This window comes from Streptosporangium roseum DSM 43021, assembly GCF_000024865.1.
In the GTDB taxonomy this organism is placed as follows: domain Bacteria; phylum Actinomycetota; class Actinomycetes; order Streptosporangiales; family Streptosporangiaceae; genus Streptosporangium; species Streptosporangium roseum.
Genome location: NC_013595.1, coordinates 9970412 through 9989016, shown reverse-complemented (window position 1 = coordinate 9989016; position 18605 = coordinate 9970412). Strand labels below are relative to the sequence as shown.

At 71.4% G+C, this 18605-nt stretch carries 22 protein-coding genes; 12 read left to right on the top strand and 10 right to left on the bottom strand.

The window, feature by feature from the left end; all coding sequences use genetic code 11:
* Nucleotides 1-69: 69 nt before the first annotated feature.
* The gene (locus tag SROS_RS43695) at nucleotides 70-2163 is read right to left on the bottom strand and encodes an MMPL family transporter (protein ID WP_012895403.1); all 2094 of its coding nucleotides are present in this window, start codon (nucleotides 2161-2163) and stop codon (nucleotides 70-72) included.
* Nucleotides 2164-2238: 75 nt separating this feature from the next.
* On the opposite strand from SROS_RS43695, the gene SROS_RS43690 reads away from it, so the two are divergent.
* On the top strand, nucleotides 2239-2709 hold the full coding sequence (locus tag SROS_RS43690) for a MarR family winged helix-turn-helix transcriptional regulator (RefSeq protein ID WP_012895402.1): 471 nt from the start codon (nucleotides 2239-2241) through the stop codon (nucleotides 2707-2709).
* 176 nt (nucleotides 2710-2885) lie between these two features.
* On the opposite strand, the gene SROS_RS43685 is transcribed toward SROS_RS43690, so the two are convergent.
* From SROS_RS43685 to SROS_RS43670, 4 genes are all read right to left on the bottom strand, one after another.
* Nucleotides 2886-3377: a PPOX class F420-dependent oxidoreductase gene (locus SROS_RS43685; RefSeq protein ID WP_012895401.1), complete on the bottom strand. Its 492-nt coding sequence runs from the start codon at nucleotides 3375-3377 to the stop codon at nucleotides 2886-2888.
* 59 nt (nucleotides 3378-3436) lie between these two features.
* Nucleotides 3437-4915, bottom strand: coding sequence for a DHA2 family efflux MFS transporter permease subunit (locus SROS_RS43680; RefSeq protein WP_012895400.1), 1479 nt, complete (start codon nucleotides 4913-4915; stop codon nucleotides 3437-3439).
* A gap of 72 nt (nucleotides 4916-4987) precedes the next feature.
* Nucleotides 4988-5476, bottom strand: coding sequence for a MarR family winged helix-turn-helix transcriptional regulator (locus tag SROS_RS43675; RefSeq protein ID WP_043654180.1), 489 nt, complete (start codon nucleotides 5474-5476; stop codon nucleotides 4988-4990).
* A 230-nt stretch (nucleotides 5477-5706) separates the two neighbouring features.
* Nucleotides 5707-7167: a hypothetical protein gene (locus tag SROS_RS43670; RefSeq protein WP_012895398.1), complete on the bottom strand. Its 1461-nt coding sequence runs from the start codon at nucleotides 7165-7167 to the stop codon at nucleotides 5707-5709.
* A 324-nt stretch (nucleotides 7168-7491) separates the two neighbouring features.
* Between SROS_RS43670 and SROS_RS43665 the strand changes: the two genes are divergently transcribed.
* Entirely contained in the window at nucleotides 7492-7695 is a 204-nt protein-coding gene (locus SROS_RS43665; protein WP_218919779.1) for a hypothetical protein, read from the top strand.
* Nucleotides 7696-7942: 247 nt separating this feature from the next.
* On the opposite strand, the gene SROS_RS43660 is transcribed toward SROS_RS43665, so the two are convergent.
* Entirely contained in the window at nucleotides 7943-8416 is a 474-nt protein-coding gene (locus SROS_RS43660; RefSeq protein WP_012895397.1) for an RrF2 family transcriptional regulator, read from the bottom strand.
* A gap of 82 nt (nucleotides 8417-8498) precedes the next feature.
* On the opposite strand from SROS_RS43660, the gene SROS_RS43655 reads away from it, so the two are divergent.
* Both SROS_RS43655 and SROS_RS43650 read left to right on the top strand, forming a co-directional pair.
* On the top strand, nucleotides 8499-9242 hold the full coding sequence (locus SROS_RS43655; RefSeq protein WP_012895396.1) for an SDR family oxidoreductase: 744 nt from the start codon (nucleotides 8499-8501) through the stop codon (nucleotides 9240-9242).
* Nucleotides 9243-9363: 121 nt separating this feature from the next.
* The gene (locus SROS_RS43650; RefSeq protein WP_012895395.1) at nucleotides 9364-10011 is read left to right on the top strand and encodes an SRPBCC family protein; all 648 of its coding nucleotides are present in this window, start codon (nucleotides 9364-9366) and stop codon (nucleotides 10009-10011) included.
* Nucleotides 10012-10127: 116 nt separating this feature from the next.
* Here SROS_RS43650 and SROS_RS43645 read toward each other — a convergent pair whose 3' ends face one another.
* Complete coding sequence (locus tag SROS_RS43645; protein WP_012895394.1) at nucleotides 10128-10772, bottom strand: TetR/AcrR family transcriptional regulator; 645 nt, start codon at nucleotides 10770-10772, stop codon at nucleotides 10128-10130.
* 52 nt (nucleotides 10773-10824) lie between these two features.
* Between SROS_RS43645 and SROS_RS43640 the strand changes: the two genes are divergently transcribed.
* Both SROS_RS43640 and SROS_RS43635 read left to right on the top strand, forming a co-directional pair.
* Nucleotides 10825-11124: a hypothetical protein gene (locus tag SROS_RS43640; protein WP_012895393.1), complete on the top strand. Its 300-nt coding sequence runs from the start codon at nucleotides 10825-10827 to the stop codon at nucleotides 11122-11124.
* A gap of 225 nt (nucleotides 11125-11349) precedes the next feature.
* Entirely contained in the window at nucleotides 11350-11556 is a 207-nt protein-coding gene (locus SROS_RS43635) for a hypothetical protein (protein WP_012895392.1), read from the top strand.
* A 175-nt stretch (nucleotides 11557-11731) separates the two neighbouring features.
* On the opposite strand, the gene SROS_RS43630 is transcribed toward SROS_RS43635, so the two are convergent.
* Entirely contained in the window at nucleotides 11732-12295 is a 564-nt protein-coding gene (locus SROS_RS43630) for a YceI family protein (RefSeq protein ID WP_012895391.1), read from the bottom strand.
* Between the two features lie 176 nt (nucleotides 12296-12471).
* Here SROS_RS43630 and SROS_RS43625 point away from each other — a divergent pair, with 176 nt between their 5' ends.
* The 6 genes from SROS_RS43625 to SROS_RS43600 all read left to right on the top strand — a co-directional run bounded on the left by SROS_RS43625 (nucleotide 12472) and on the right by SROS_RS43600 (nucleotide 16603).
* Nucleotides 12472-12882: a TOBE domain-containing protein gene (locus tag SROS_RS43625; RefSeq protein ID WP_012895390.1), complete on the top strand. Its 411-nt coding sequence runs from the start codon at nucleotides 12472-12474 to the stop codon at nucleotides 12880-12882.
* A 10-nt stretch (nucleotides 12883-12892) separates the two neighbouring features.
* Nucleotides 12893-13684: a molybdate ABC transporter substrate-binding protein gene (modA, locus tag SROS_RS43620; protein WP_012895389.1), complete on the top strand. Its 792-nt coding sequence runs from the start codon at nucleotides 12893-12895 to the stop codon at nucleotides 13682-13684.
* A 5-nt stretch (nucleotides 13685-13689) separates the two neighbouring features.
* Nucleotides 13690-14538 carry an ABC transporter permease gene (locus tag SROS_RS43615; protein ID WP_012895388.1) on the top strand — a complete coding sequence of 283 codons (849 nt, stop codon included), beginning with the start codon at nucleotides 13690-13692 and terminating at the stop codon, nucleotides 14536-14538.
* The gene (locus SROS_RS43610; RefSeq protein ID WP_012895387.1) at nucleotides 14535-15566 is read left to right on the top strand and encodes an ABC transporter ATP-binding protein; all 1032 of its coding nucleotides are present in this window, start codon (nucleotides 14535-14537) and stop codon (nucleotides 15564-15566) included. Before SROS_RS43615 ends, SROS_RS43610 begins: the two co-directional genes overlap by 4 nt.
* Nucleotides 15567-15776: 210 nt before the next feature.
* Nucleotides 15777-16121, top strand: a complete 345-nt coding sequence (locus SROS_RS43605) for a hypothetical protein (RefSeq protein WP_012895386.1) — start codon at nucleotides 15777-15779, stop codon at nucleotides 16119-16121.
* Between the two features lie 11 nt (nucleotides 16122-16132).
* Nucleotides 16133-16603, top strand: coding sequence for a hypothetical protein (locus SROS_RS43600; RefSeq protein ID WP_012895385.1), 471 nt, complete (start codon nucleotides 16133-16135; stop codon nucleotides 16601-16603).
* Nucleotides 16604-16709: 106 nt separating this feature from the next.
* On the opposite strand, the gene SROS_RS43595 is transcribed toward SROS_RS43600, so the two are convergent.
* Together SROS_RS43595 and SROS_RS43590 are read right to left on the bottom strand one after the other, a co-directional pair.
* Nucleotides 16710-17498, bottom strand: a complete 789-nt coding sequence (locus tag SROS_RS43595; RefSeq protein ID WP_012895384.1) for a maleylpyruvate isomerase family mycothiol-dependent enzyme — start codon at nucleotides 17496-17498, stop codon at nucleotides 16710-16712.
* Nucleotides 17499-17688: 190 nt separating this feature from the next.
* Entirely contained in the window at nucleotides 17689-18594 is a 906-nt protein-coding gene (locus tag SROS_RS43590; RefSeq protein WP_012895383.1) for an LLM class flavin-dependent oxidoreductase, read from the bottom strand.
* Nucleotides 18595-18605: the final 11 nt, after the last annotated feature.

The window sequence follows — 18605 nt, the reverse complement described above, 5'->3', positions numbered from 1 at the left end:
CACCGTCGCAGCCCGGCACCGTCGCGGACCGCGAGCAGCACGCGTACCGCCGCCGCCCAGGCCGGGCGCCTACTTCGACGCTCCGGTCAGTTCCCTGGATGCCTGCCGTACCTCGGAGCGGCCCAGGCGGCTGGGCCACCATGCCCGCGGGCCCAGATCACGCACCAGCGCCGGGACCAGCAGAGACCGCACCACCAAGGTGTCGAGCAGGACGCCGAAGGCGACGATGAAGGCTATCTGCGCGAGGAAGGCCAGGGGGATCACCACCAGCGCGGCGAAGGTGGCGGCGAGCACGACGCCCGCCGAAGTGATCACCCCGCCGGTGGTGACCAGCCCGCGCAGCACACCCTCGCGCGCCCCGTGGTGCGCGGTCTCCTCGCGCACCCTGGACATGAGGAAGATGTTGTAGTCCACACCCAGCGCGACCAGGAAGACGAAGCCGTACAGCGGCACGGACGCGTCACTGCCGGTGAATCCGAACACGTGCGTGAAGACCAGCGTGGAGACGCCGAGGGTGGCCAGGAAGTTCAGCGCCACGGTGACCACCAGGAGCACGGGCGTCATCAGCGAGCGCAGCAGGACGATCAGGATGAGCAGGATGATCGCCAGGACGACCGGGACGATGAGCAGCGTGTCGTTCTTCGCGGTCTCCGTCGTGTCGTATCGCTGGGCGCTGTACCCGCCGACCATGACGCCGTTCTCCGGGGCGAGCGCGGCGCGCAGGCGCTTGACCGTGTCCTGGGCGGCGTCGCTGTCCGGCGCGTCGCGCAACGTCGCCTCCACCAGCACGCGTCCATCGACGATCTTGGGGGTGTCGCCCGGCCGTCCGCTCTGCGTCACCACCGAGGCGCCGGACACGCCCTCGACGCCGTCGGCCGCCTCCGCCACGGCCGCGGCACGTTCGGCGGGGGCGACGATGACCGCGGGCTGCCCCGAGCCTCCGGGGAAGTGCTCGCCCAGCATCGCCTGTGCCGCCACCGACGGCGCGTCGTTCACGAATGTCTCGTCCAGCGGCACGCCTCTGGCGTTCAGCTGCGGCGCGAAGAGGGCGAGGCCGATGAGGGGCAGGATGGTCGCGATCCAGAGCCGGCGCGGATGGCGGTCGACCAGGGCGGCCACGCGGCCCCAGATCCCGCGGCCCTTGGCGTCGACCGGATGCGGCTTCGCCGGCCACAGGGCGGCACGGCCCAGCAGGACGAGAGCCGCGGGCAGGAAGGTGAGCGCGCTGAGGGCGGCGCACGCGATGCCGATGGCGCCCACCGGGCCGAGCGCGCGGTTGTTGGTCAGGTTGCTGAGCAGCAGCGCGAGCAGGGCCAGGGCCACCGTGGCGGCACTGGCGACGATCGGCTCGAACGAGCGTCGCAGCGCGACGCGGCCCGCGGCGAAGCGGTCGCCGGTCGCGGCCAGCTCCTCCTGGAAGCGGGCGGTCAGCAGCAACGCGTAGTCGGTGGCCGCGCCGATGACCAGGATGAACAGGATGCCCTGCACCTGGCCGTCGACCCGGACGATGTCGCGGTCGGCCAGGAAGTACACCACGGCGCATGCCAGGCCCAGTGCGAAGACCGCGCCGGTGATGATGACGAGAGGCAGCAGCACGCTCCGGTACACCGCCAGCAGGATGATCAACACGGTGATCAGCGCCACCCCGAGCAGCAGGCCGTCGATCCCGGCGAAGGCATCGGACAGGTCGGCCCGGGTGGCCGCCGGTCCCGCGAGCTGAGCCCGCAGGCCGTCGACCGCCACCGCCGAGCCGATCCGGTCCAGGCTCTCCCCGAGCGAGCCCTCAAGGTCGGGGCTGAGCTGGATCACGCCTTGCAGCGCCTGGCCGTCGTCCGATCCGATGGCGGGGCTGGGCGTCCCGACGACGCCCGCCGTGCCGCGCAGCGAGGCGAGCGTCCGGGTCGCCGCGGCGCTCTGCTCGGGAGTGATGGCCTTCCCGTCCGCGGTCCACACCACGATGACCGGCTGCGACTCGCCCTGGCGGAAACCCTCCTGCACCTCCAGCACGCGCGTCGACTCCGCACTCTGCGGCAGGAAAGCGGCCTGGTCGTTGGTGGACACCTCGGTGAGCTTGCCGGCGAACGGCCCCAGCCCTCCGCCGACGGCCAGCCAGACCAGCACCAGCAGCGCCGGGACAAGCCAGCGGATCGGTTGCCGCGCCATGAGATCACCTCTCCGTGATGCCATATAACTCAATAATTGAAATACTCAATTGTTGAGTTAATGTAGCATGGCGGTATGAACGGCGATAACGAGGAGGGCATCGATCTGCAGTCCTTCGCGGTACGACTGCGCCGGATGACCGCCGAGTTCAACCGCATCGCCCACGAGTTCGCCCACGAGCACGGGCTGCACACCACCGACGTCCAGGCCCTCATCAAGATCTTCGACGCTCCGTCGCCGATCACTCCAAGCCGGCTGCGGGAGGAGTTGAACCTCACGTCGGGTGCCATCACCGCGTGCCTCGACCGGCTGGAGCGGGCCGGGCACATCCGCCGGGTCCGCGACGTGCACGACCGGCGCGTGGTCCACCTGCACTACCTCGGCGCGGCGAAGGAACTCGCCGCCGCCTTCTTCCGCCCGCTCGCCCGTGGCACGGACAGCGCCGTGCGGCGTTTCAGCCCGGAGGAGTTGCGCACCGTGGCCGCCTTTCTCGACGCTATGAACGAGGAGCTTGACGCGCTGCGAGCCGCGCCGCGTTCTCCCTGACATTGCTTTCGAGCGCGCGGGTCGAACGGTTGCGTACCGGCATCGACTTCTCTCGGCCTTCATGGCCGTCGGCTGGGGCGGCAGCCGCCGCGTGCCAGGATGGTGCAGCTCGCCGGCGCCCGCGACTGTCCGGCCGGGCCACGGCCGGACAGTGAAGCGGTAGCACCCCCGCCTTCCTAGCCGGAGATGTCCAGGGCGGTGCCATACAGGCGTGACACCCGAAGCCTGATCACCACGCGTCGTTCCTTCACCGCCTGCCTGAGGAACGCCGCCTCCTGTGCCGGGTCCTGGAAACCCGGGGTGAGGGACAGCAACTCCCGGCCGACCGTGTCCCCGGGCTCGGTCGTGGCCTCTGACACCTCCGCATCGCCCTCCGCGACGGCGAACGACCAGATGTCCGGCCCGTTCACGTGCAGCGCGAGGCGGGGATTGTTGCGTACGTGACGCGCCTTGAGGCGGTCGGCCGTCGTGGAGATCCGTACGATCCGCTCGTCTGGATTCCAGTGGTAGAGGACGGTGGACATGTGAGGGTGACCGCTGCGCTTCACGGTCGCCAGCACGCCGAACTGCTGCTCGCTGAGCAGGTTCGCCAGTTCCTCGTCGGTAAGGATCCGCGGCGCGGGGCCGGAGCCCGGCTCGTTCTCGTCCGTGGTGGTGAGCGTGGTCATCTGAATCAATCCCTGTCTACTCTGTGTGGTTGAGCTGGTTGTGGCGGCGGTCAGCCGGTTCAGCGGACCGCCGGCTCGGCGGGGGCCGTGTCCTGGGCGGCTGCGCCCTGTCCGGAGTGGCGCAGCACGAGGAGCGCGACGGCGAAGGCGGCCACGAGCAGGGCGGCGGCGACGCCGAAGGCCAGGTGGTAGCCGCCGGTCAGCGCGGACGCCTCGTCGCTGCCGGCGGACAGCAGCTCATCGGTACGCGAGGCGGCCAGCGTGGACAGCACCGCGACGCCGATGGCCATGCCGATCTGCTGGGTGGTGTTGAACAGCCCGGAGGCCAGGCCCGCGTCGTCGGCCCGGGCGCCGGACATGCCGAGCGTGGTCAACGCCGGGAGCACCAACCCGCCACCCGCGATGAGCAGCATCACCGGGAGCAGGTCGGTGACGTAGTCCGCGTTCACCGGGACGCGGGTGAGCCAGCCCATCGCCCCGAGCAGGAGCGCCAGGCCCGTCAGCAGGACGGCTCGCTCGCCGAAGCGGGTGTTGAGCCGGGCGGAGACGAACAGGGACACGCCGCCGATGGCCACCGCCGCGGGGAGCATCGCCAGGCCGGTGTCGAGCGCGCCGTAGCCGAGCACCTTCTGCATGTAGAGCGCGACGATGATCTGGAAGGCGAACATGGCCGACAGCGTCAGCATCTGGACCAGGTTCGCGCCGGAGACGTTGCGCGAGCGGAAGATCCGCAGGGGCATCAGCGGGGTCTTGGCGGTCGCCTGACGGGCGACGAACGCGGCCAGCAGGGCCAGCGACACCGCGCCGAGGCCGAGGGTGTGTGCCGCGAGCCAGCCGTACTGCTCGATCTTGACCACGGTGTAGATGCCCAGCATCAGCCCGCCGGTGACCAGCACGGCGCCGATGACGTCGGCCCCGGCGGCGAGTCCGGCCCCACGCTCGCCCGGCAGCACCCGGACCGCCAGCGCGATCGTGGCCAGCCCGATCGGCAGGTTGATGAAGAAGATCCAGTGCCAGCTGAGGGCGTCGGTGAGGACCCCGCCCAGGACCTGGCCGATCGAGGCTCCGGCGGCGCCGGTGAAGCTGAAGATGCCGATCGCCTTCGCGCGCTCCCCGGCCTCGGTGAACAACGTCACCAGGATGCCCAGAACGACCGCGGAGGCCATGGCGCTGCCGACGCCCTGCAGGAACCGGGCGGCGATCAGCATGCCGGGGCCGGTGGCCGCTCCGGCCAGCAGCGATGCGGCGGTGAAGACCGCGTTGCCTGCCAGGAACATGGCCTTGCGGCCGATGAGGTCGCCCAGCCGTCCGGCCAGGAGGAGCAGCCCGCCGAAGGCGATCAGATAGGCGTTGACGGTCCAGCTGAGCCCGGCGGGCGAGAAGCCCAGGTCCCGCTGGATGGCCGGCATCGCCACGGTCACGATGCTGCCGTCCAGGATCGTCATCAGCATCGTGGCGGACAGCACGGTGAGCGCCAGCCAGCGCGATCGCGCCGTGCCGGTGCGGGTCGGTCGGAAGGAAAGTGTGGTGTGCGACATGGCCATCTCCTGTCGGAAAGCAACAAGAGTGACCGTAGCAGATAGTTTTGTTGTAGACGATCCCTTATGGATTCATTTTGTGTGCTGCCGTGCCCGCCGGACCCCTTGCGGCGCCTCGGCGGGGGTGGCCAGATGCCCCGTCACCAGGTGGTTCATGGCCCGCACGAGCGCCTCGCCCTCGTTTCCGGGCAGCGCGCCCAGGGCGGCCCTGTGCACGCCGTCGACGATCTCCTGGCTCTGCCGCGCGACCTCCGCGCCCTTCTCGGTGACCGCGATGATCCGGGCCCGCCGGTCCGTCCTGGACGGGCGTCGCTCGGCGAGTCCCGCCTTCTCCAGGGCGTCGACCGTGACCACCATCGTGGTCTTGTCCATGTCGCCGATCTCGGCGAGCTGGATCTGGGTCCGCTCCTCTTCCAGGGCGTGAACCAGCACGCAGTGCATGCGCGCCGTCAGCCCGATCTCGGCGAGCGCAGCCGCCATCCGGGTTCTCAGGACGTGGCCGGCGTGGTCCAACAGGAACGACAGGTCCGGCTGAGTGCGAGCAGGTGCCATGGCGGTCATGCCTCCAGCGTAGCAACTGGTTCCGTTCTGGATTATCCATAAGGAGTCCCATCGAGTCCGTTGGCCTCGCCGATGGCCCCGGTCCGATGGCGGGCCGGTGTCGCGGCGGGGCCGGCCCCGCGTCACGCACACCTGCTTCCAAGGCGCTCCGTCATCCAAGGCCTTCCAAGGCGCTCCGTCTGACATCTGCTTTCAAGACGCTCCGTCTGACACGCCCGACTGCCGCGGTCCTAGAAGTCGCGCCACTCGTCGAACCAGGCGGCCGTCTCGGAGTCCGGGACACCGGCGCGCCGCGCCAGCTCGAAGAACGCGTCCGCGGCCTCCTCTCGTCTGACCGTGTCGATGATCTCGTGGCGTCCGTCGATCGCGTTCAGTTTCTCGACGAGGCCCTGGAGGATCGGCCGCGCGCCGGCCGCCGTGGTGGGATCGCCGGCAGGCAGGCGTTCGATGGCGCGAAGTGCGGACGCGTAGGCCTTGCACGCGGCGGCGCCCGCCCGTCCGTCGTCGTCGGCCCAGTCACGCAGCGGGTTGTCGACATTGGCCGCCAGCCAGGTGTCGGACTTGGCGCCCCGGATGGTCACGCACACGGGCGAGTCCTTGTAGCGGGCCTTGATCGGTTTGACCTGGCTGCGCCGGATCCCTGCGAGGTCCAGGCGGCGCAGGGACGGCGCGGGGAGTGGCAGGGAGGACGAGTCGACGCCGTACGCGTCGGTGAGCCGCAGGGTGTGCAACCGCTGCAATAGGCCCGGGCCGGCGGCGTCCAGCAGCCGGCCGTACGGTCGGGACCACCAGATCTGCAACGACTCCAGATCGGTCAGGGCGCCCAGCGCGGCCATGGACAGGTCGTCTGTCACCCGCAGGTCGAGGTCACGGATCCCATGCAGGCCGCTCGGGACGGGAGCGGGTGAGGTCATGGTGAGCTGGATCCATCGGCCCTCCTCGGCCGCCTCGACAACCTCGGGTGGCTCGGCGGTCAGCCGGAGATCCATCAGGCCGGGCGGGAGACGGAGGTGCCGCAGCCCGGAGCCCCGGATGACGAGCTCGGTCAGGTGCGTCGTGCTCAGATCCACGACGGCCGGTGGGGACTCCCAGATCAGAGACTGGATCATGGGCCGACCGGCGACGGCCTCGGAGAGGCCGCGATCGGCCCCGGACCATCCCAGAGCGGTCAGGCGTGGCAGCGCGTCCAGGCCCGACCAGCGGACCTCCGCGAGATGAGCCGGAAGGTCGAGCCTCGACGTCGTGGCGTCCATGGTCTGCGGCGCATCACCGAGATCGACCACGACCGGGCCTCTGGCGGAGTTCTTGTAGGCCGCCTTGGCCTCCGCGGGCACCTGCAGGGCCCATCGCCTCTGGTGGGCGATCTGCAGCGGCAGGCCTTCCCAGCCACCGAGGGAATCGATCTCGCGCGGGACGTCCGGGTGAATCGGCAGATGTCCGAGCCATACGAAATCAGGCGGTGGGGCATCGGAGCCGTCGATCCTGAGGGCCTCCGGCTCCGCCGACCAGCTGTGGTGGTCGCGGAGCAGGGGACCCGCCGAGGACAGGTCGTCCAGCGTTGGCATCGCGTCGGAGCGCCAGTCGAGCACGCACACCGTCACCCAGCCGTCGGCGTCGATCCCGCTCACCTGGCAGGCGCCGTATCCCCCCAGCGGCAGGAGCACGGCTGCGGTGTCTCCGATCTTCAACATGGCCGGAGGCTAGCAACCGCCCACGACAGGACCGGCCGTCGAACCGGCGGTTGCCGCGCCCGGGAGGCGGAAGGCCGGGGGTCCGGCCCCGGCCCCGGCCGCAACTGGACCGGCGCGCTGGCCGACGCGGACGCGGCGCTGGACCGGCCGGTCCGGGGCGGGGTCGCCGTGGTTCCCGCGCTGGTGGCGCGGGGCCGGATCCGGGCGGCTCGCGGCGAGCCCGAGGCGCCGGCCACGCTGGACGAGGCCGCCCGCCAGGCTCGAACGCACCGGTGAGGTGCAGCGGGTCTGCCCGGTCGCGGCGGCCCGCTCGGAGTGCTTCCTGTGGTACGGCGACGCCGGGCGTGCCGCGGAGGAGGCCCGGCGCGGCCTGGACCTGGCCATGGCGGACGCTACCTGGGATGCCCGATCTGCTTCGAGGCCCGCGCGCTCGACAGGCGGCGGCTCGTCGAGGGCGCGGAGCTGGGCGGCACCGTCCCCATGTGGCAGTGGATCGGCGACGAGGGCGCGACCACCTTCAGCTACTGATGTCCCGGGGGCGTGGACGTGTCTTGAGGGGCGGTGGATGTGTCCCGGGGGGGCGTGGACGTGTCTTGAGGGGCGGTGGATGTGTCCCGGAGGGCGTGGACGTGTCTTGAGGGGCGGTGGACGTGTCCCGGAGGGCGTGGACGTGTCTTGAGGGGCGGTGGATGTGTCCCGGAGGGCGTGGACGTGTCTTGAGGGGCGGTGGACGTGTCCCGGAGGGCGTGGACGTGTCTTGAGGGCCGTGGACGGACTACGCCGTCCCCGCCAGGCGCCGCCGGGTGCGGGACGGCGCCGACGGGGGCAGCGCGGCGAGGATGCCGGCGAGGGTGACCTCGGCAAGGGTGCGTCGCCACGCCTCGTGTGCGTCGGCCATCTTCTCGGCGAGGATGCAGGTGCGGCGGCACTCCTCGGGGGCCAGCGCTCCCCGTCCCTGCTGGCGGATCTCGCGGCACTCATACGGTGGGGACGTGCCGTCGACTGCCTCGACGATCTGCAGGAGCGTGATCTCGGAGGCGGGCCGCGCGAGCCGGAATCCTCCCCGCGGGCCCGTGGTCGCGGCCAGCAGGCCGGCTCTGACGAGCGACTTCAGCTGCTTGGTGAGATAGGCCGCCGGGAGGTCGTAGTACTGCGCGAGCTGTGCCGCCGACGCGCTGGCTCCCGGATCGAGCTGGGCCAGCGTCGTGGCGCAGTGCAGAACCCATTCGGTGCTCACAGGCAGCTTCACGCCCCGAGTCTATCGCAGATATTATGGACCTCTTTAGTCCATGATACTGTCTGCTCGACAGCGAGCAGAAGGAGAGATCATCATGCGGATCGCAGTCGCCGGCGCGACCGGGAACATCGGGGCCCTCACCGTCGCCGTCCTCGAACGGGGCGGGCACGACGTCGTACGCATCAGCCGCTCCCTCGGCGTGGACCTGTCGACCGGTGACGGGCTCGACGACGCCCTGGCCGGTGCCGAGGCGGTCGTCGACGTGACCAACGGGCCGGCGGTCGGCGAGGCCGAGACGGTGGCGTACTTCGGCACCGCCACGCGGAACCTGCTCGCCGCCGAGGAGCGGGCCGGTGTCCGTCACCACGTGCTGCTGTCGATCGTCGGGATCCATCGCGTCGAGGGCAACGCGCACTACGCCGGCAAACGGGAGCAGGAGCGCCTCGTGGCCGCGGGGCCGGTGCCGTGGACGGTCGTCCCGGCCACCCAGTTCCACGACTTCGCCGAGATGGTGGCGGGCTGGACCGAGCAGGACGGTGTCGCCATGATCGCGCCGCTGCTCGTGCAGCCGGTCGCGCCCGCGGACGTGGCCGACATCCTCGCCGAGATCGCGGTGGGCGAGCCGCAGGGATGTTACGCCGATGTCGCCGGGCCCGAGCCGCAGGACCTGGTGGACATGGCCCGGCGCACCAACGAGGCGCGCGGCCGCGCGGTGAGGCTCGTCCCGACGTGGTCGGCAAGGTTCGGCCTGGCGATGGCCGGCAACGTGCTGCTGCCCGGCGAGGGTGCGCGGATCGCGCCGACCACCTTCGACGAGTGGCTCGCGGAACAGCGATAGATCCGCCCCGGGGAGGCGTCACTTCGCAGGGCCGGGCGTTTTCAGAGGGGCCGAGGGTTCTAAATCACGATGACATGCGATAAAAGATCATTTGTCCTTATCATCTCTTTTTGAGGTACATGTGAAGAAGCTCCTTCGACTTCTTGCTACCCCGCTGTTCGCCGCGGCCCTCGTTCTCACCGCCTTCTCCGGCCCTGCCCGCGCCGACGTCCCCCAGAGCGACGCCGAGCTCGCCGCCGAGTGGCAGACCGCTTGGGACACCTACAGGTTCTACGACTCCACACCCCCTCCCCTTCCGGGGTCGGGGCGGAGCCGGGACAAGGCCAGCATCTCAATCGAGATCGACGCCCCGGTGGAACACGTGTTCGCCGCGTATTCGGATATCAACCATCACATCGGCATGCATTCGTTCCTGAAGCGAGTCGTCACCCACGACGACCGGTCTCAGGCCGGCACGCGCACCATCGACTTCACGGCCATCGAGGAGATCCCGTACCAGGGCACGATCGTCACCAGCAAGACACACGCGCAACAGCGCATTGACCACGCCGGCCTCAGGTACGAGACGGACACCTGGTCGCTGCCCGGCGTCGTCACGCACCAGAAAATCGTCTTCAAGGAGCTGGACAACGGGAAGACCGAGGTCACCGAGCGTCTCATCTTCGACGCGGACACCTCGCTGATCGATTTCGTCGTCACGAACGGCGTCGCCTCCCATGAGCAGACGCAGGCGGCCCTCAAGCAGGCGATCGAGAGCGGCGAGCTCTGATCCACCGCCGGGCGGGGCTCGCTCTCCGGACGCGTCCCGCCCGGCACCGCCGCTGTCGCGGTGCTCGCGTCCGGCCGCGACATCGGCGGTGCCGCCGCCGTCGACGAGGTCAGGGATCAGGCGAGCAGGAGCCGGCACCAGGAATCGGCGAGCCATCGCTCGTAATGCTCGCGCGTCCACCGGCGGTCGCGGACGAGAAGAAGGTAGAGCTCGGGGGAGTTGGTCGCCCAGATGACGTCCGCCGCTTCTTCGACCTCGATCCTCAGCCGGCCCGTCGTCGCCAGGTCGGCGGCCAGGAGGCGCATGTTGGCGGCACGCCGTTCCGCGATCTCGTGCCACAGCTCGGCGAGTTCGGGTGAGGCCGGCGCGGCCGTCTGCAGCACGCCGAACAGCGGCCCGAGCCGGGCGTGGATCCGGCTCATCGCGGCCGCGTAGACGGCCAGCTTGCGTGCCGGGTCGGGCTGGGCCCGGATGTCCTTCACGTAGTCGCGCTCCGGAGCGGGCACCGCGTGGTCCTCTCCGGAGATCGCCGCCTCGACGAGGAGGCGGAAGAGCGCGGGTTTGGCGCCGACCGAGGCGTAGACGGTGTCGGTGTTGACCCCGGCGCGCCCGGCGACGGCGGCCATGGTGGTGGTCGCGTAGCCCCGTTCGAGGAACAGCGCGGTGGCCGCGTCGAGGATGGCCTGCCTGGTACGGCCCGCGGTCGCCTGTCGCAGGCTCGTGTCGTAGCGCCTCTTGACGCGTTTGTCGTCAGCGGTCATGCTCGCATTATTGATCCGAGATAGTCTCGGATCAAATTACGGAAGAGCCGCGATGTCGTACGCGTTCACCTACGAAGTCCCGATCGGCCCCGACACCTACGCCCGGATCAAGGACGAGCTGGGCCCCGATTCGCCGCCCGGCATGATCCTTCACCTTGCCCACAACACCGACCAGGGACTGCGCTACGTGGAGGTGTGGGAGTCCAAAGAGGCCTACCTCGATTTCGTGGACAAACGCCTCCATCCGGTCGTCGACCGGGTGGTCACCCAGGCGCTGGGCTTCCGCCCGCCCGAGCCGCCCGTGACGATGCTCGATTTCGTCGACGTCTGGACCGGAGACTCGGCCGCGTAGGACACGACCGCGCCTCCCGGCGCCGTGCCGCCGGGCTGCGCGGCCGCCTCGGCCTCCGGGCCGTCGCACCGGACCGCGCCCGGACCCGCCGTGGCCGTGTTCCCCGCCGGCATGGCAGGCTGAGCCCGTGGACGAGTCGACGCTTCACCCGAAGGTTCTCCCTGCGGCCCGGACCCGCGGGCGGCGCCGCCGGACCGCCGTCTCGCGGGCGGAGGGACGCCGCGGATGAGCGAGCAGGTGGAGCAGGCGGAGCCGGTGGTCTGCTCGGCGAAGGGCTGCCGGGCAGCGGCGTTGTATGCCCTGATCTGGAACAATCCTCGGATTCACCCGCCTGAGCGGGAGAAGACCTGGGTGGCCTGCGAGGAGCACCGCCAGTCGCTCGCCGACTTCCTGGACGCGCGCGGGTTCCTGCGCCGGGTGGAGAGGTTGTAGACACCGTCCCGGCGGCGCCGGCGGTGCACGGACTCCGAAGCGCGCACGCCCTTCCCGGGAGCACATGCGGATTCTCCCGAAGCGCGCACGCCCTTCCCAGGAGCACATGCGGATTCCCCCGAAGCGCGCACGCCCTTCCCGCAAACGCGTGCGGACCGGCTCCGCCCGGCCGGGGTCACCGCTCCGGTGCGGGGGCGAGGCCGACGTCGAAGCGCACCTCGACCTCGTCGCTGAGTTTGAGCGTGCCGAAGAACGCCGAGTAGGGCCGGATCCCCCATCGGGTCTGCGCGATGGCCGCCGAACCGCGTGCGCGGCCCTCGGCCAGCACGCCCTGCACCGTGACGGGCCGGGTGACGCCGACGATGGTGAGCTCGCCCTCGACGCGGAACGACTCCGCGGTCCCGCTGACCCGCGTCGACCGGAACGTGATCGCCGGGTGGCTCTCGACGTGAAGGATCTTCTCCTGGAGGATCCTCTTGATCTCCCGGCGATCGGAGTCGCTGAGCGGCTTCACGCCGCCGGTCCCCTCCCGGACCTCGAACGACCCGGCGTCGGCCTCGACGGTCACCGAGGAGCCGGCCGGGTCGGCGATGTCGATCGTGGCGTCGCCGCGCCAGCGGGTGACCTCGATGGTGAGATCATGACCGGCCTTCGCGCCCAGTCCGGTGCGGGTCGTGTTGACGAGGAGCCGGCCGGACTCGGGCCCCAAGGCATGGCTACCAGCGGTGATGCTCACCATTCCAGGCTAACTCGCATCCGGGGGGAGGGCTCGGGAGAGGATGAAGGAGCCCGAGTGCACGGAGACGGCCGCTCTCTTCGGTCCCGCAGATGCGATGGGGATATGGAGAGCCGCCACGTGATTGCTATGAAATATGGGTATCAGGACCTGAATATGCAAAGGTATGGTGGTCGTTCGTGACGACGTTTCGGATCAGTGAGGCCGCCGCGCTGCTCGGGGTCAGCTCCGACACCGTCCGCCGATGGGTCGACGCGGGTCGGCTTCCGGCCCGCCGGGACGAGCACGGCCACCGGACGGTGGCGGGCGCGGATCTGGCGGCGTTCGCGCGCTCGCAGATCGAGGCGGAGAACGGCTCGGGGCACTCCTCGGCGCGTAACCGCTTCCGCGGGATCGTGACCGAGGTGATCAAGGACGCGGTGATGGCCCAGGTGGAGATCGCCGCCGGGCCGTACCGGGTGGTGTCGCTGATGAGCCGCCAGGCCGCCGACGAGCTGGGCCTGGAGGTGGGGGTGGTGGCGGTCGCCGTGATCAAGTCCACCAACGTCGTCGTGGAGATCCCCGACCGCGTCCGCGCGGTGAGCCAGTAAGGAGCCCCCCTTGTTCAGGCGTCTTTCCCGGTGGACCGTCACGGTCCCGCTCGCCCTCACGCTGGCCGCCGGTCTCTCCGGGTGCGGCGCCGGCCAGGACGCCCCCGGGGCCTCCGCCGCCGGTGGTGAGGCCACGACGTTGACGGTGTTCGCCGCCGCGTCGCTGACCGGCACGTTCGGCGAGCTGGGCAAGACCTTCGAGGCCGCCCACCCGGGTACGTCGGTGACGTTCAACTTCGGTTCCAGCGCCACGCTGGCCCAGCAGATCGTCCAGGGCGCCCCGGCCGACGTGTTCGCCGCCGCCAGCCCCGCCACGATGAAGACCGTCACCGACGCCTCCCTGGCCACCGGCCCGGACGTGTTCGCGCGCAACAAGCTGCAGATCGCCGTCCCGGCCGACAACCCGGCCGGGGTGGACGGCCTGGCGGACCTGGCGGACCCGAAGGTCAAGGTCGCCCTGTGCGCCGCCCAGGTGCCGTGCGGCGCGGCGGCGGTCAAGGCGCTGGACGCGGCCGGGCTCAAGGTCACCCCGGTGACCCTGGAGCAGGACGTCAAGGCCACGCTGACCAAGGTGGCGCTCGGCGAGGTGGACGCCGCCCTGGTCTACAGGACCGACGTGCTCGCCTCCGGCGGCAAGGTCAAGGGCATCGACTTCCCCGAGGCGGACAAGGCGATCAACGACTACCCGGTCGCCGTGCTGTCCAAGGCGCCCTCTTCGGAGCGGGCCGGGCAGTTCGTCGAGCTGGTCCTGTCGCAGCAGGGCAAGGACGTGCTGACCAGGGCCGGCTTCGAAGCTCCCTGAGTGACATGACACCTTTCACGACATCGGCCGGCCGGGACGGCGCGTCGCGCCGCTCCGGCCCGGAGGGCGGTACGGCGGGCCGCCTCCCGTGGGTGCTGGTCCTGCCCGCCGTGCTCGGCCTGGCCTTCCTGGTGCTGCCGCTGGCCGGGCTGCTGGTGCGCGCGCCCTGGTCCACCCTGGCCCGGCGGCTGGCCGAGCCGCAGGTGCTGGAGGCGCTGCGGCTGTCGCTGGTGACCGCGACCCTGGCCACGCTGCTGTGCCTGCTGCTCGGCGTGCCGCTGGCGTGGCTGCTGGCCCGCGTCGCCTTCCCCGGCCGTCGCCTGGCGCGGGCGCTGATCACCGTCCCCCTCGTGCTGCCTCCGGTGGTGGGGGGCGTCGCGCTGCTGCTCGTGCTGGGGCGGCGCGGGCTGATCGGCCAGTGGCTGGATGCCACCTTCGGCATCACCCTGCCGTTCACCACCGCCGGGGTGGTGATCGCCGAGGCGTTCGTCGCCATGCCGTTCCTGGTCATCAGCGTCGAGGGCGCGCTGCGCGCCGCCGACCTGCGGCTGGAGGAGGCCGCCGCCACCCTGGGGGCCTCCCGCTGGGTCATCTTCCGCCGCGTCACCCTGCCCCTGGTCGCGCCGGGCGTCATGGCGGGAGCCGTCCTGTGCTGGGCCCGCGCGCTGGGCGAGTTCGGGGCCACCATCACCTTCGCCGGCAACTTCCCCGGGCAGACCCAGACCATGCCGCTGGCCGTCTACCTCGCCCTGGAGACCGAGCCCGAGGCGGCCATCGTGCTCAGCCTCGTCCTGCTGGCCGTCTCCGTCGCCATCCTGGCCGGTTTGCGCGACAAGTGGACGGCCGGCCCATGACCCTGCGCGCCCGTCTCGTCGTCGCCCGGCCCCGCTTCCGCCTGGACATCGACCTGGAGGTCGCCTCCGGCCAGGTCGTCGCCCTGCTCGGCCCCAACGGCGCGGGCAAGACCACCGCGCTGCGCGCCCTGGCCGGGCTCACCGCCCTGGACGGCGGCCACATCACCCTGGACGGCGACCCGCTGCACACGTTCGCGGCCGAGCGCCGTCCGATCGGCATGGTCTTCCAGGACTACCTGCTCTTCCCGCACCTGTCCGCGCTGGAGAACGTCGCCTTCGGCCCGCGCTGCCACGGCGCCGCCAGAGCCGACGCGCGCCGTACGGCCGCCGCGTGGCTGCGGCGCGTCGGGCTGGCCGAGCACGCGAACGCCCGGCCCCGGCAGCTGTCGGGCGGCCAGGCCCAGCGCGTCGCCCTGGCCCGCGCCCTGGCCGTGGAGCCGCGCCTGCTGCTGCTGGACGAGCCGCTGGCCGCCCTCGACGCCCACACCCGGCTGGAGATCCGCTCCCGGCTCCGCCGCCACCTGGCAGACTTCGACGGCGCCGTCGTCCTGGTCACCCACGACCCGCTGGACGCCATGGTGCTCGCCGACCGGCTGGTGGTCATCGAGAACGGCGCGGTCGTCCAGCAGGGCACCCCGGCCGAGGTGGCCCGCCGCCCGCGCACCGACTACGTCGCCCGCCTGGTCGGCCTCAACCTCTATCGGGGCACCGCCGCCGGTCAGCAGGTCAAGGTCGGCGACATGCTCCTCAGCGTCGCCGACCACCTCGACGGTCCCGCGTTCGTCGCGTTCTCGCCCGCGGCGGTCGCCCTGTACCGCACCCGCCCGGACGGCACCCCGCGCAACCTGTGGCAGGCCCGCATCGAGGGGATCGAACGGCACGGCGACAACGTCCGCATCCACCTGGAGGGGCCGCTCACCGCCTCGGCCGACGTCACCCCCGCCGCCGTGGCCGATCTCGACCTGAGTCCCGGCCAGCGGGTCTGGGCCTCGGTCAAGGCCACCGAGACCCACGCCTACCCCGCGTGAGCCGGTCCCGGCCGCCCCGTCCGGAGAGTCGGCAACCCCATGCGCCGGTCACGCGCGGGCGTTCTCCCGCACGACCGGCGGCCCCCGGTGTATCCGTCGCACCAGAGCACCGCCATTCTCAGCTGATTTTCATGCCGCACAGAGGTTGATCCGAGAAGACGTGGCCAGTCTGAAAGTGACCGGTAAGCACTTCACACTGGACGGATCACGGTGAAATCAGGGAAAACGGAGCTGGCTCTGGCGGCACTCGCCGCCTGTGGCTCACTCACCGCCTGCGGCGGATCGCCGGCGGAGCAGGCGCCCGCCCCCGCGGCGGCCACAAGCGGATCGACCCAGTCCGCGAGGGTGTCGGCGAACACCGCCGGCGAGGCCGAGATCGCCGCCGCGCTCAGAGCCGCCGGCGTGTCCAACCCCGAACGGTGGGCGAAGGAGGTCGTCGAATACCGGCCCTACGCCGTCGATGACAGCGACCTCACCTCGCTGCGCGAGAACCTCGCCAAGTACAACCCGGGCCAGGGCACGGTAGACAAGATCGTATCGGCGTTGACACCTTGAACGGCGGCTCCGTGACCCTGCGCCGTGGTCTCATAGGCCTGACCGTGCTGAGCATCCTGGGCACCGCCTTCGAGCTGGCCACCGAACGCCACTGGCAGACCTGGGAGCAGTGCCTGCCCTGGGGCGCGCTGGTCCTCCTCGCGGCAGGGGTCGTGCTGCCGGCGCTCCACGACTCCCCACGTGTGATCATGGCGGTCCGGTGGCTCGCGTCGGCCGTACTGCTGGTGGCGCTGTTCGGCGTCTACGTCCACGTGGCCGCCAACCACGAGGCGGGCTTCCTCGACCAGGGGAACGCCGGCACGTGGGAGACGCTCCCCGCCCTCTCCCGCTGGTGGTACGCCCTCACCAAGTCGGTGGGGCCCACGCCGCCCCTCGCGCCCGGCATGCTCGCCCAGACCGCGTTCTTGCTGCTGCTGGCCACTCTCGCCCGCCGGACGAGCGGAAGGAGCGGACCGTCCGCGCCGGCTGTCGTCTACCGGTAGTCCCATCCGTCGCAGGGGGATGAGGCGATCCGATGGGAGGGACCTGGATCGCGCACCTACCGGGTCATCGCCTGGTTGCAGCCGCTCCTGGCCCGCTCGGCCGGGCTCAGCCGAGAGAGGCCCGCTCCAGCCAGAAGTCCAGCAGCGCCGCCTCGCCCAGCACCTCCACCCGCTCGCTGTCCGCCGGCAGCCGCCGGTACAGGACCCGCAGGACATCGGTGAGCGGGCCGCGCAGCGCGACGGTGGCCTTCGCGTGGCCGCGACGCCAGGTGAAGCCGTCCGCCCCGAACTCGATGAGCCACTCGGCGTCCAGCTCGGCACCGGTGTCGGTCGCGTGGAGATGGATGCTCCTGCCGGGGCCGCGCAGCTCCGCGAGGCCGGGGGAGCCGCCGGCCTGCTGGCCGCGGAACAGCTCCAGCAGCTCGTCGACGGCGTCGGCCGCCACCTCGGGGGCGAGGGTGTAGCCGGCGCCCACCGCGGCGGCCGCGTCGGCGCGGTGGATCGCCAGGTCATGCAGCCCGCGGCGGACCCAGAAGGCCGTGCTCCCCTGGAACGTCCAGATCCGCGCCTCGGCGTCGGGGCCCGCCTCGCGCAGCGTGCCCGCGTATCGCGCGGCCCCCTCGGCGAGCCAGGCGTCCAGCTCGGCCGGATCGTCGCCGTCCGGTCCCGCCACGCCGGGGACCTGCTTGCCGGGGTCGTCTATGGTCTCCCCGGTCCGGACCGCCGTCTCGCCGGTGCGGAGATTGCCGCCGATGTGCCGGACGAGCCCGGCGAGTGTCCAGCCGGGGCAGGTCGGCACGTCCGCGGACAGGTCGGCTCCCTTCAGGAGCTCCCTGAGCAGGTCGGTCTGAGTGATGATCTCGTCGCAGTAGCGGTCGTGCCCCAGGAGTGCCATGCGCCCACCAATGTCTCGATGATGCTTGCCGTCCCGCCATTCTCCGGGCCTTCCCCGCCCCCGTGAAGGACGGCAGGGCCGATTAGGGGGTGCTGATCGGCGGCGCCGGGGCGGGGGACGGCGGGCTCCCTTCCCCCGGCGGGGCCGGGGACCGGTGAGCGCCGGGGAGCGGCATGCGACCGGCGTCGCACTACTTCGCGATCGCCTCGCGGACGGACGGGACGATCTCCTGGGCCCAGCGGGCCAGGAAGGTGAGGTCGGGGGCGCCGTGGCCGGCGGAGAAGAGCGTGAAGCCCGACGCGCCGTGCTCCAGCACGGCTCCGGTCAGTTCCTCGACCCACTGTCCGACGGAGCCGCCGACCCAGCGGCCGTCGCGGTCGCGGGTGGCGGGCAGCGGCCGGTCGGTGATGCGTCCGGGGAAGTTGAAGACCGTGCGGATCTCGCTCGGATCGCGGCCGACGGCCGCCGCCGCCTCGTCGATGACGGGCCGCGAGGTCCGGTAGCGCTCGCTGAGCCAGTCGGCCGCGTGGCCGGGGATCCAGCCGTCGGCCACGCGGCCGGTGGCGGCCAGGGATTTCGGGCCGACCGATCCGGTCCACACGGGAGGCGCGGCGACGGGAGCGGGCTCGATCTGGTTCACCTGGTAGTGCCTGCCCTGGTAGGTGACCGGAGGGCCGCCGCCCGACAGCAGCTTGACCAGGACGATCGCCTCCTCGAAGGCGTCCACGGCGTCGCCGGCCGTCAGCCGCGGCACCCCCATGTCGGCGATGCGATCCCACAACCCGCCCGCGCCCATGCCGAGCACGATCCGGCCTCCCGACAGCGCCGACAGCGACGTCACGGTCCTGGCCAGCATGGGAGCGGGCCGGGTCGGCAGGTTGGTGACGTTGGCGAAGCCGGCGATGTGCTCCGTACGCCCGAGGATGAAGCCGAGCGCGGCGTAGGCGTCCAGGCGCCCGCCGATGTAGGGATGGTCCGACAGGGTGAAGATGTCAAGCCCGTCCCGGTCGGCCTGCTGGGCCATGCGCAGCAGCTCGGATATGTCGTCGATGCCGGAATGCGCGCCGAAACCGAAGACGATGTCATGTGCGGACAATGCTCTGCCTT

Excerpts from the sequence above, each read along its gene's own strand:
- SROS_RS43680 (WP_012895400.1), bottom strand. The coding sequence starts at position 4,915 with ATGTCGCACACCACACTTTCCTTCCGACCGACCCGCACCGGCACGGCG.
- SROS_RS43595 (WP_012895384.1), bottom strand. The coding sequence starts at position 17,498 with ATGGCACTCCTGGGGCACGACCGCTACTGCGACGAGATCATCACTCAG.
- SROS_RS43690 (WP_012895402.1), top strand. The coding sequence starts at position 2,239 with ATGAACGGCGATAACGAGGAGGGCATCGATCTGCAGTCCTTCGCGGTA.
- SROS_RS43670 (WP_012895398.1), bottom strand. The coding sequence starts at position 7,167 with ATGTTGAAGATCGGAGACACCGCAGCCGTGCTCCTGCCGCTGGGGGGA.
- SROS_RS43635 (WP_012895392.1), top strand. The coding sequence starts at position 11,350 with ATGAGCGAGCAGGTGGAGCAGGCGGAGCCGGTGGTCTGCTCGGCGAAG.
- SROS_RS43630 (WP_012895391.1), bottom strand. The coding sequence starts at position 12,295 with ATGGTGAGCATCACCGCTGGTAGCCATGCCTTGGGGCCCGAGTCCGGC.
- SROS_RS43615 (WP_012895388.1), top strand. The coding sequence starts at position 13,690 with ATGACACCTTTCACGACATCGGCCGGCCGGGACGGCGCGTCGCGCCGC.
- SROS_RS43640 (WP_012895393.1), top strand. The coding sequence starts at position 10,825 with ATGTCGTACGCGTTCACCTACGAAGTCCCGATCGGCCCCGACACCTAC.
- SROS_RS43610 (WP_012895387.1), top strand. The coding sequence starts at position 14,535 with ATGACCCTGCGCGCCCGTCTCGTCGTCGCCCGGCCCCGCTTCCGCCTG.
- SROS_RS43685 (WP_012895401.1), bottom strand. The coding sequence starts at position 3,377 with ATGACCACGCTCACCACCACGGACGAGAACGAGCCGGGCTCCGGCCCC.
- SROS_RS43695 (WP_012895403.1), bottom strand. The coding sequence starts at position 2,163 with ATGGCGCGGCAACCGATCCGCTGGCTTGTCCCGGCGCTGCTGGTGCTG.
- SROS_RS43655 (WP_012895396.1), top strand. The coding sequence starts at position 8,499 with ATGCGGATCGCAGTCGCCGGCGCGACCGGGAACATCGGGGCCCTCACC.
- SROS_RS43645 (WP_012895394.1), bottom strand. The coding sequence starts at position 10,772 with ATGACCGCTGACGACAAACGCGTCAAGAGGCGCTACGACACGAGCCTG.
- SROS_RS43675 (WP_043654180.1), bottom strand. The coding sequence starts at position 5,476 with ATGACCGCCATGGCACCTGCTCGCACTCAGCCGGACCTGTCGTTCCTG.